Annotated in this window: 8 protein-coding genes; 3 read left to right on the plus strand and 5 right to left on the minus strand. The window is 55.8% G+C overall.

All coding sequences use genetic code 11. The features are described 5' to 3' along the window. The first annotated feature begins 3 nt into the window (after nucleotides 1-3). From OZ410_RS08895 to OZ410_RS08905, 3 genes are all read left to right on the plus strand, one after another. Complete coding sequence (locus tag OZ410_RS08895; RefSeq protein WP_277707597.1) at nucleotides 4-957, plus strand: AAA family ATPase; 954 nt, start codon at nucleotides 4-6, stop codon at nucleotides 955-957. A gap of 174 nt (nucleotides 958-1,131) precedes the next feature. Continuing rightward, nucleotides 1,132-3,402: an aconitate hydratase gene (locus OZ410_RS08900; RefSeq protein ID WP_277707598.1), complete on the plus strand. Its 2,271-nt coding sequence runs from the start codon at nucleotides 1,132-1,134 to the stop codon at nucleotides 3,400-3,402. A 60-nt stretch (nucleotides 3,403-3,462) separates the two neighbouring features. Further along, nucleotides 3,463-4,017, plus strand: coding sequence for a TlpA family protein disulfide reductase (locus tag OZ410_RS08905; protein WP_338156652.1), 555 nt, complete (start codon nucleotides 3,463-3,465; stop codon nucleotides 4,015-4,017). A gap of 10 nt (nucleotides 4,018-4,027) precedes the next feature. Here the strand turns inward: OZ410_RS08905 and OZ410_RS08910 are convergent, their stop codons facing one another. The 5 genes from OZ410_RS08910 to OZ410_RS08930 form a co-directional block, all read right to left on the minus strand. After that, complete coding sequence (locus tag OZ410_RS08910) at nucleotides 4,028-4,477, minus strand: sterol desaturase family protein (protein WP_277707599.1); 450 nt, start codon at nucleotides 4,475-4,477, stop codon at nucleotides 4,028-4,030. Nucleotides 4,478-4,479: 2 nt separating this feature from the next. Continuing rightward, nucleotides 4,480-5,319: a phytoene/squalene synthase family protein gene (locus OZ410_RS08915; RefSeq protein WP_277707600.1), complete on the minus strand. Its 840-nt coding sequence runs from the start codon at nucleotides 5,317-5,319 to the stop codon at nucleotides 4,480-4,482. Next, nucleotides 5,316-6,791, minus strand: a complete 1,476-nt coding sequence (locus tag OZ410_RS08920) for a phytoene desaturase family protein (protein WP_277707601.1) — start codon at nucleotides 6,789-6,791, stop codon at nucleotides 5,316-5,318. Before OZ410_RS08920 ends, OZ410_RS08915 begins: the two co-directional genes overlap by 4 nt. 28 nt (nucleotides 6,792-6,819) lie before the next feature. After that, the gene (locus OZ410_RS08925; protein ID WP_277707602.1) at nucleotides 6,820-7,722 is read right to left on the minus strand and encodes a MerR family transcriptional regulator; all 903 of its coding nucleotides are present in this window, start codon (nucleotides 7,720-7,722) and stop codon (nucleotides 6,820-6,822) included. Nucleotides 7,723-7,879: 157 nt separating this feature from the next. Then, the gene (locus tag OZ410_RS08930) at nucleotides 7,880-9,130 is read right to left on the minus strand and encodes an NAD(P)/FAD-dependent oxidoreductase (protein WP_277707603.1); all 1,251 of its coding nucleotides are present in this window, start codon (nucleotides 9,128-9,130) and stop codon (nucleotides 7,880-7,882) included. Between the last annotated feature and the right edge of the window lie 128 nt (nucleotides 9,131-9,258).

A 9,258-nucleotide genomic window follows, 5' to 3' on the forward strand; every position in this document is an offset into this window, starting at 1 on the left:
CGTATGTCCGACGTAGCCGCCCTGGAACGCCTGGTGGAAAAACACCAGGTCCTGAAGCAAGAGATCGCCAAGGTGATTGTAGGCCAGCAGGAAGTGGTGGATCAGGTCCTCTGGTCCATTTATACCGGCGGCCACTCCCTGCTGATCGGGGTGCCCGGGTTGGCCAAAACCCTGATGGTGAATACCATTGCCCGTACCCTGGGGCTGGATTTTAAACGGATACAGTTTACCCCGGACCTGATGCCCAGCGACATCCTGGGCAGCGAGGTACTGGACGAAAACCGGCGGTTCCAGTTTGTGAAGGGCCCCGTTTTTGCCAATATTATCCTGGCGGATGAAATAAACCGGACCCCGCCCAAGACCCAGGCGGCGCTGCTGGAGGCCATGCAGGAAAAGGCCGTGACCATTACCGGGCAGCGCCACCAGCTGCCGCGGCCCTATTTTGTGCTGGCTACCCAGAACCCCATTGAGCAGGAAGGGACCTACCCCCTGCCGGAGGCCCAGCTGGACCGGTTCATGTTTGCCATTGAACTTACCTATCCCAGCGTGGAGGAAGAAATCCAGGTGGTTAAATCCACCACGGACGACCGGGAGGTGGCCCTGCAGACCCTGTTTTCTGCCGAAGAACTCCTCGAGGTACAGCACCTGATCCGCCGCATCCCCGTGCCGGACAATGTGGTCCGCTATGCGGTGGAGCTGGCGCAAAAAACCCGTCCCGGGCAGGCGGGTGCCCCGGACCTGGTGAATGAATACCTGGATTGGGGGGCAGGCCCCAGGGCTTCCCAGAACCTGGTACTGGCCGCCAAGGCACACGCCGCGGTAGACGGCCGTTTTTCCCCGGACATTGCAGACGTACAGGCGGTTTCCATGGGTATTTTACGCCACCGGATCCTCCGGAATTACAAGGCCGAAGCCGAAGGGGTCTCGGATGCGGACATTATTCGCAAACTCTTGTAGTCACGCTCCTGATTACCCCTTAATCGGCAGGGGGAATCCTTGCGGTTTTGCCATTGGCGGGCTATCGCGGCCACCGATTCCGAAAATCTCGCTTTGCCACCAAGGCAAACCTTTCAAATCCCTAACCTTTTTAGTATTTTTGGAGCTATTGAAAACTCTAGAAAAAAAGAAACAATGGCATTCGACATAGACATGATCAAAAAGGTCTACCAGGCGATGCCCGGGCGCGTGGACGCAGCCCGGAAGCTGGTGGGCAGGCCGTTAACCCTGGCGGAAAAAATCCTCTACGCCCACCTGTGGGACGGAACCCCCACCCAGGAATTCACCCGCGGGAAGGATTACGTAGACTTTTCCCCGGACCGCGTGGCCTGCCAGGACGCCACTGCCCAGATGGCCCTTTTGCAGTTTATGCATGCCGGAAAGCCTAAAGTGGCCGTGCCTACCACGGTACACTGCGACCACCTGATCCAGGCTAAGGTCGGGGCCGATAAGGACCTGAAACGCGCCAACGAGACCAGCAATGAAGTTTTTGACTTCCTCGGGTCGGTTTCCAACAAATACGGCATTGGGTTCTGGAAACCCGGGGCCGGGATTATCCACCAGGTGGTGCTGGAAAACTACGCCTTCCCCGGCGGGATGATGATCGGAACGGATTCCCACACCGTAAATGCCGGCGGCCTGGGCATGATTGCCATTGGCGTGGGCGGTGCCGATGCGGTAGACGTAATGGCCGGGATGGCCTGGGAGCTGAAATTCCCCAAGATGATCGGGGTAAAGCTTACCGGAAGCCTTTCCGGATGGACGGCGCCCAAGGACGTTATCCTGAAGGTGGCCGACATCCTGACCGTTAAAGGCGGTACCGGAGCCATTATTGAATACTTTGGCGAAGGGGCTACCTCCATGTCCTGTACGGGCAAAGGTACCATCTGCAACATGGGCGCCGAAGTCGGGGCCACCACCTCCACCTTTGGCTATGACGATTCCATGGACCGCTACCTGCGGGCTACCGGCCGTGCAGACGTGGCGGATGCCGCCCGGGAAGTTGCACCCTACCTGACGGCAGATGCTGAGGTCTACGCAGCGCCTGAAAAATACTTTGACCAGGTGATCGAAATTGACCTGAATACCCTGGAGCCCCACTTGAACGGCCCCTTTACGCCGGACCTGGCTACCCCCATTTCCAAGATGTCTGAGGCAGCTGCCGAAAACGACTGGCCCCTGAAAGTGGAATACGGCCTGATTGGTTCGTGTACCAACTCTTCGTACGAAGACATTTCCCGGGCAGCTTCCCTGGCCAAACAAGTGGCCGACAAAAAACTGAAAACCAAATCCAACTTTACGATTACCCCTGGTTCCGAGCAGGTGCGCTATACCATTGAGCGGGACGGGTTTATCGACACCTTCAACAACATTGGCGCGACCGTTTTTGCCAATGCCTGCGGCCCGTGTATCGGGATGTGGGACCGGTATGGCGACAAGGCTTCTCAGGGCCCGCGCAACACCATTGTCCACTCTTTTAACCGGAACTTCGCCAAACGGGCCGATGGGAACCCCAATACCCTGGCCTTTGTCGGTTCGCCGGAACTGGTAACGGCTATTGCTATTGCGGGGCGCCTGGATTTCAACCCCATGACCGATACCCTGATCAACGAGAACGGGGAGGAGGTTCGCCTGGATGAGCCCCGGGGTTACGAACTCCCGCCGGAAGGCTTTGCGGTGGAAGATGCCGGGTATGTGGCGCCCATGGCGGACGGCAGCGGCGTAAATGTGATTGTGGCCCAGGATTCTGAGCGCCTGCAGTTGCTGGACCCCTTCGATCCCATTACCCCGGGCCAAATGCAGGGCATGAAACTCCTGATCAAGGCCTTTGGCAAGTGTACCACCGACCACATTTCCATGGCCGGCCCCTGGCTGCGTTACCGCGGTCACCTGGACAACATTGCCAACAACACCCTGATCGGGGCGGTAAATGCCTTCAATAAGAAGACCAATTTTGTCAAGAACCAGCTTACGGGCGAATACGGCGGGGTGCCCGATACCCAGCGCGCGTACAAGGCCAAGGGGATCCGTACCCTGGTGGTGGGAGACCACAACTACGGCGAAGGTTCTTCCCGGGAACATGCGGCCATGCAGCCGCGCCACCTGGGGGTAGCCGCCGTGCTGGTAAAATCCTTTGCCCGTATCCACGAGACCAACCTGAAGAAGCAGGGGATGCTGGCCCTGACCTTCGCCAACGAAGCGGATTACGACAAGATCCAGGAAGACGATACCTTCAACTTTGTAGATATTGCGGAGTTTGCGCCGGATAAACCACTGACCATCGAGGTGGTGCATGCGGACGGGAGTACGGATGTAATTGTGGCCAACCACACGTACAACGATACCCAGATTCGCTGGTTTAAGGAAGGCTCTGCCCTGAACCTGATTAAAAAGGAAAACGCCTGATTATTTGCCCCCGCTTTGCGGGGGCTTTTTTTTTTTAACTGTTCCCCAAATGCGATAAAGGTGAAACGCAAGACCCTGCTGAATATCCTGCTGATCGGCTTTGTGCTGTCTTTTTTCGTGACCCCCCTGGGCCGTCATTCCAAGCTTTGGCTGATGCAGCTTTTTGCCTTCAGCCCGGAGGTAATCCCTGAAGAAAAGCGGGAAGCCCTGCCTACCTATGACTGGACCCTGAAGGACCCGCAATGGGAGTTTTTCAACTTTGACCGCTCCCGTGGCCGGGTAGTAGTGTTGGACTTTTGGGCCAGCTGGCGCCTTCCCAGCCTGCCCGAGCTCCGGACGCTTCAAAACCTTTACGAGGAGTATCAGGGGCGGGTGGATTTTTATATCATCACCGATGAAGAGCGGGAACCTGTGGAAGCCTTTATGGAAGAATACGGGTTTACTTTTCCGGTAACCTACCTGATTATTGGCGAGCCGGCCCCTGTAGATACTTCAGAGCCTCCCCGTTCCTATGTCATTGACCGTCAGGGCCGTATTGCAGCCGCGGAAACGGGTATTTCCGACTGGGATACCAGACGGGTACGCGAACTGCTGGACCAATTACTGGAACAGTAAGGCGGATACCTTACTTTTTGAAATACTTCAGGGGTACAAACAGCATCCCGAAACACTCCCCTTCTTCCTTTCCCAAATGCTTGTGGTGGATTTTATGGGCCCGGCGAATGCCGCGGGCATACCAGTTGTTTGCGTTTCGGAACATCTTAAAGCGCTGGTGGATGAAGATGTCGTGCACCAGGAAATAGGCAATACCATAGGCCAGGATGCCCAGGCCAATGGGCCAGCCCTGCCAGAACCCGGTGTTTACCGCAATGCCGATAAAAGACATGGACACCACGGCGTAAAAGATGAAAAAGGCGTCGTTGCGTTCAAACCAGGAGTCGTGGTCCTTCCGGTGGTGGTCCTTGTGCAGGACCCACAAAAAGCCGTGCATTACGTATTTGTGGGTAAACCAGGCCATGAATTCCATGATGCAGAACGTTGCCAGAAAAATGCCGATCCAAAATAGGGTTTGCATGTTTAAACGAGGTTTAAGCGGTATTTAACATAGGAGCGGGCCAGCAGGCCCACTTTCTGGTAATTCGGTACCCGGATGCGCGCGTTGCGCAACTCCAGGGAAGGGGTTTGCTGCAGTTTATGCAACAGTTTGTGGTAATAGCGGTAGGCCATATATACGCCAAATTTGGACTCGGCCGGTAGTTTGACGATACCGGCGTAGCCCCTGGCGAAATCCTCCTGGATCTCGGCTACAATCCGCCCTTTAGCGTCTTCGTCCAGTTCCAGCAGGTTGGTGTTTGGGAAGTAGGTACGGTCCAGGCCGTCGAAGTCGGCCTTCAGGTCGCGGAGGAAATTCACCTTCTGGAAGGCCGAACCCAGGGCCATGGCCGAATCTTTGAGCTCTTCGTACCGGGCCGCGTCGCCCTTCACAAAGACGCAAAGGCACATCAGGCCCACCACATCGGCAGAACCGTAAATGTATTCCTTGTATTCCTCTTCGGACCGGTAAACTTTTTTATGCAGGTCCATTCGCATGCTCTTCATAAAGGCATCCACCAGGTGCCTGGGGATGCCGTGGCGGTGGTATGTCCCCTGAAAGGCATTTAAGATGGGGTTCAGGCTTATCTGTTGCTCCAGGGCCAGGTCCAGGTCTTCCTGAAACCGGTTCAGCAGGGCGGTCTTGTCGTATTCGTGGAAGGAATCCACAATTTCGTCCGCAAAACGCACAAAGCCGTAAATGTTGTAGATATCCTGGCGGATGCTGGGGGCCAACATCTTGGTAGCCAGGGAAAAGGAAGTACTGTAGCGGTTGGTCACCACCTTGCTGCAGCGCTGGGATACCGTGTCGAAAAGTGCTTTCATACCGTGCTGAGTTGCGGGGTTTGTTTGCGGATTAGTTCGGAAACCAGCTTGCCTGATATCAGGGAAGGCGGTACTCCGGGGCCGGGAACGGTCAATTGCCCGGTAAAATAGAGTCCCTGAACTTTTTTGCTCTGCAGCCCAGGCCTCAGGAAGGCTGTTTGCCTCAAGGTATTCGCCATGCCATAAGCGTTGCCCTTGTAGGAATTGTACCGGTTCACGAAATCCGAAACGCAGAAGCTCTCTTTAAAGATAATATTATTTCGGACCTGGGAGCCGGTACGCTGCTCTAATCGATCCACAATACGGTTAAAATACATTTCCCGTAACTGTGCATTGTCTTCCAGCCCGGGGGCCAGCGGAATCAGGAAAAAGCCGGCTTCCTTGCCTTCCGGGGCCATGGTGGGGTCCGTCACAGAGGGGAAGTTGGCATAAAACAGCGGGGCTTCCGGCCACTGGGGCCGATCGTAAATTTCCCGGGCGTGTTGCTCAAAATCCGTATCGAAAAAGAGGTTGTGGTGTTGTACCCCGGCCAGTTTTCGGTCAAACCCGACATAAAATAAAAGGGAGGAAGGGGCAAATGTCCGTTTGTCCCAGTAATTTTCGGAGTACTGCCGCAGATGCTGGGGCAGCAGGGTTTCGGTGTGGTGGTAATCCGCCCCGCTAAGGACCGTATCGGCAGCTACAAAATCGCCGCCTACAAACAGCCCAATGGCTTTCCCGTTTTCCACGGCAATACCTTCCACAGGCGACTGTGTGTGAAAGGTCACACCCAGGGATCGCGCCAGGGCCACCATGCCTTCCACGATGCGGTACATGCCGCCCCGGGGGTGCCAGGTGCCCAGGGTGAAGTCCGCATGGTTCATAAAACTGTAGAAGGAAGGGGTGTCCGAGGGTTTGGCCCCCAGGAACAGCACCGGGAATTCCAGGATAGAAACCAGTTTGGGGTTTTTGAAGTCTTTCCGGATATCCCGGCTGATGGTACTGAAAAAACGCCCCACCCGTTGAATGGTATCCCGGCTTACCAGTTCCAGGGGGGAGACACCAGGTTTGTACACCATCTTGTTGATGGCGATATCGTAATGGTCGGCTGCCCGGACCATAAAGCGTTTCAGGGGCTCGGAGCTTCCCGGTTCCAGCCGTTCGAATTCGGCGTAAATCTTATCCAGGGAATCCCCGATGGTGACTACGTCGTCCGAAAAGAAGATCTGATAGCCCGGGCTCAGGCGGTCCAGGGTATAGTAATCCGATACGGATTTGCCGAAATCCGCGAAGAATTTTTCGAAGATATCCGGCATCCAGTACCAGCTTGGGCCCATGTCGAAGGTAAAGCCCTCCCGTTTCAGCTGGGACGCCCTACCCCCCGGTTGCTCGTTCTTTTCATAGACCTGTACCTTTTTGCCGTCCCTTGCCAGATAACAAGCCGCCGACAAGGCCGAAAATCCGGATCCGATAATTGCTACGCTGTTGTCCATACGGGGTGTTTCGGGGGATTAGGGACGGTTATACCTGGTCCAGCAGGTGTTCAATGGAATTAAAGGCCTTCACATGCTCCGGTAGCTGGATTTCCAGCAATTGCTCGGCCTGCCGGCCCAAAACCCAGAGGGAACAGGGGTCGCCTGCCTCCAGCAATTCGGTCCGGAAGCTCTCCAGGTAATCCTTGAGCTGGTCCGGGGTGGGAGACACGGTAAAGTAGGAAATAAAGTGAATGTTGTTGTAATAGTGTTTCAGGTCCGGGAGGTTTTCCAGCGGGATGGTTTGCCCCAGGTAAATTGTGCGGTACCCGCGCAGCACCAGTTCGTAGTTGATAAACAACAACCCGATTTCGTGAATCTCGTTTTCCGGCAGGAACAGCACAAAAACCTTGTCGGTTTTGCTGGGCTCCAGGGTCTGCAGTTTTTCGGTGCAGGTATAGATTTTTTGTTTAATCAGGTGGGTGATAAAATGCTCGTGGGCGGGCCCGATGGTGTCGGTCTGCCAGAGCAGCCCCAGTTCGTGGAGCAGGGGGATAAAAACGTCCCAGAAAATTTCCCGGAAGGAGCGCTCGGCCAGCAGGCCCGCAAAGGTTTTCTGGAACAGGGGCTGGTCGAAATTGATCATCGACAGCTTAAAGGCATTGATGGCGTGGCTCTTCACGGTACTCTGGGCCACGATCTCCCGCACATGCACCGGGATTTCCCCCTCGGGGATTTCGGCGATTTTGGAAATCTTGTACCCGTTGTTGTAGAGCAGGGTGATGTTGAGGAGTTTCTGCAGGCTTTGCAGGCTGTAGGTCCGGATGTTAGTGGCCGTGCGCTCGGGTTCCAGCAGGTTGTACCGTTTCTCCCAGATGCGGATGGTATGAGCCTTGATGCCCGAAAGGTTTTCAAGATCCCGTATCCCGAATGATTTCTTGACGTTGTTCATCTTTTGATGAAAAAAGATTAAACAAAAATATCAAAAAAATGGGAATGCATCCCTTTATAATTCGTTAAAATTATAGGGATAGTAAAACCGAATCCGCAAGGTTCGGGCAGGGCATCAAAGATTCTTCAGGCCCGCGGCCGGGTATGTTGCATTTTTATCAAAACCGACGGTCCGGATGCAGGGCATCCAGGGCCATGCTGGTAGGCCGGCCCGAAACGATTTCCGAAATCAGTTTCCCGGTAATGGGCCCCAGGCTCCACCCCATCATGGCATGGCCCGTGGCCAGACTCAGGTTCTCCCACTGTCCGCTGCGCCCAATGTAGGGCAGGCCATCCGGGCTTACGGGGCGCAGGCCGCAGCGGGCCTGGGAAATTTCGACTTCCTCCACGGGAAAATCTTCGTAGTACGAGGCCGCAGCCCTTGCAATGGCACGTACCCTGTTTTCCCGGATGTGGTGGTTGATGCCGGAGAGTTCCATGGTACCCGCCAGGCGGGTAAAGCCTTCCATGGGGGTTACGGCCACCTTGGTCTCCATCAGAATGGCGGGCAAGCGCACGGGGGTGGGCCGCGCGATATCGATGCGGTATCCCTTGCCGGCCTGCAGGGAGAGTTTTAGCCCTAATTGCCGGGCCAGCAGGGGGCTCCAGGAGCCTGCTGCCAGGACCACTTCATCGGCGTCGAAGGACTGTTCGCCAGCCAGAACCGCGCTCAGTCGGGTGCCCTGGGCGTGGAATCCGGTTACCTCGGTTTGGGGCTGCAGGGTCACCCCGGACTGCCGGAGGTATTGCTGCAATAAGGGCATGACCTGGGTTGGGGTGGTATGGGCGTCGCACAGGTAGTGGATGGCCCCTGCAATATCGGGGCTCAGACCGGGCTGCATCCGGTGCAGCGCCTGCTGATCCAGTTCCTGTGCCTCCAGGCCCAGTTCCATGGCCCGGTGCATAACTGCCCGTTCGCCGGCGGCCGCTTTTTCGGATTTAAAAAGCATGAGCAGGCCTTCTTTGACCAGCTGGAAATCCCCCAGGTCTCCGCTGCTTAACATGGTTTCGTAAAGCGCTTTGCTCAAAACGTTAATCTCGGCAATCACCGGAATGGCCCGGGCCACCTTGGCCGGGGTGGAGGACTTGTGAAAATACCAGGCCCAGCGCAGGAAATCCGGATCCAGCCGGGGCTTCAGGTAGAATGGGCTGCTGCTGTTCAGCATCCATTTCAGGCCTTTGGCCATCATCCCGGGAGAGGAAAGCGGGATGATATGGCTGGGGGTCAGGTAACCCGCGTTCACATAGGAGGCCCCTGCATCCATGGCTGCCTGGTCCAGGACCGTAACTTCATGCCCTTCCTTCTGCAGATAGTAGGCGCAGCTCAAACCCATGATACCGCCGCCGATGACTACAACTTTTTTCGCCATTTGATCTATGCAATTCTGGTTGCTAAGGTACGAATTGCCGGGGATGCATAAGCTGAGAAATGGGAGGAATAGGGGGTAGGGATAGGGGTGGCTTCAGCCTTTTTCCAAAAGTCTGATTCCGCGCTGAT

It is taken from the genome of Robiginitalea aestuariiviva (assembly GCF_029537735.1).
Classification (GTDB): domain Bacteria; phylum Bacteroidota; class Bacteroidia; order Flavobacteriales; family Flavobacteriaceae; genus Robiginitalea; species Robiginitalea aestuariiviva.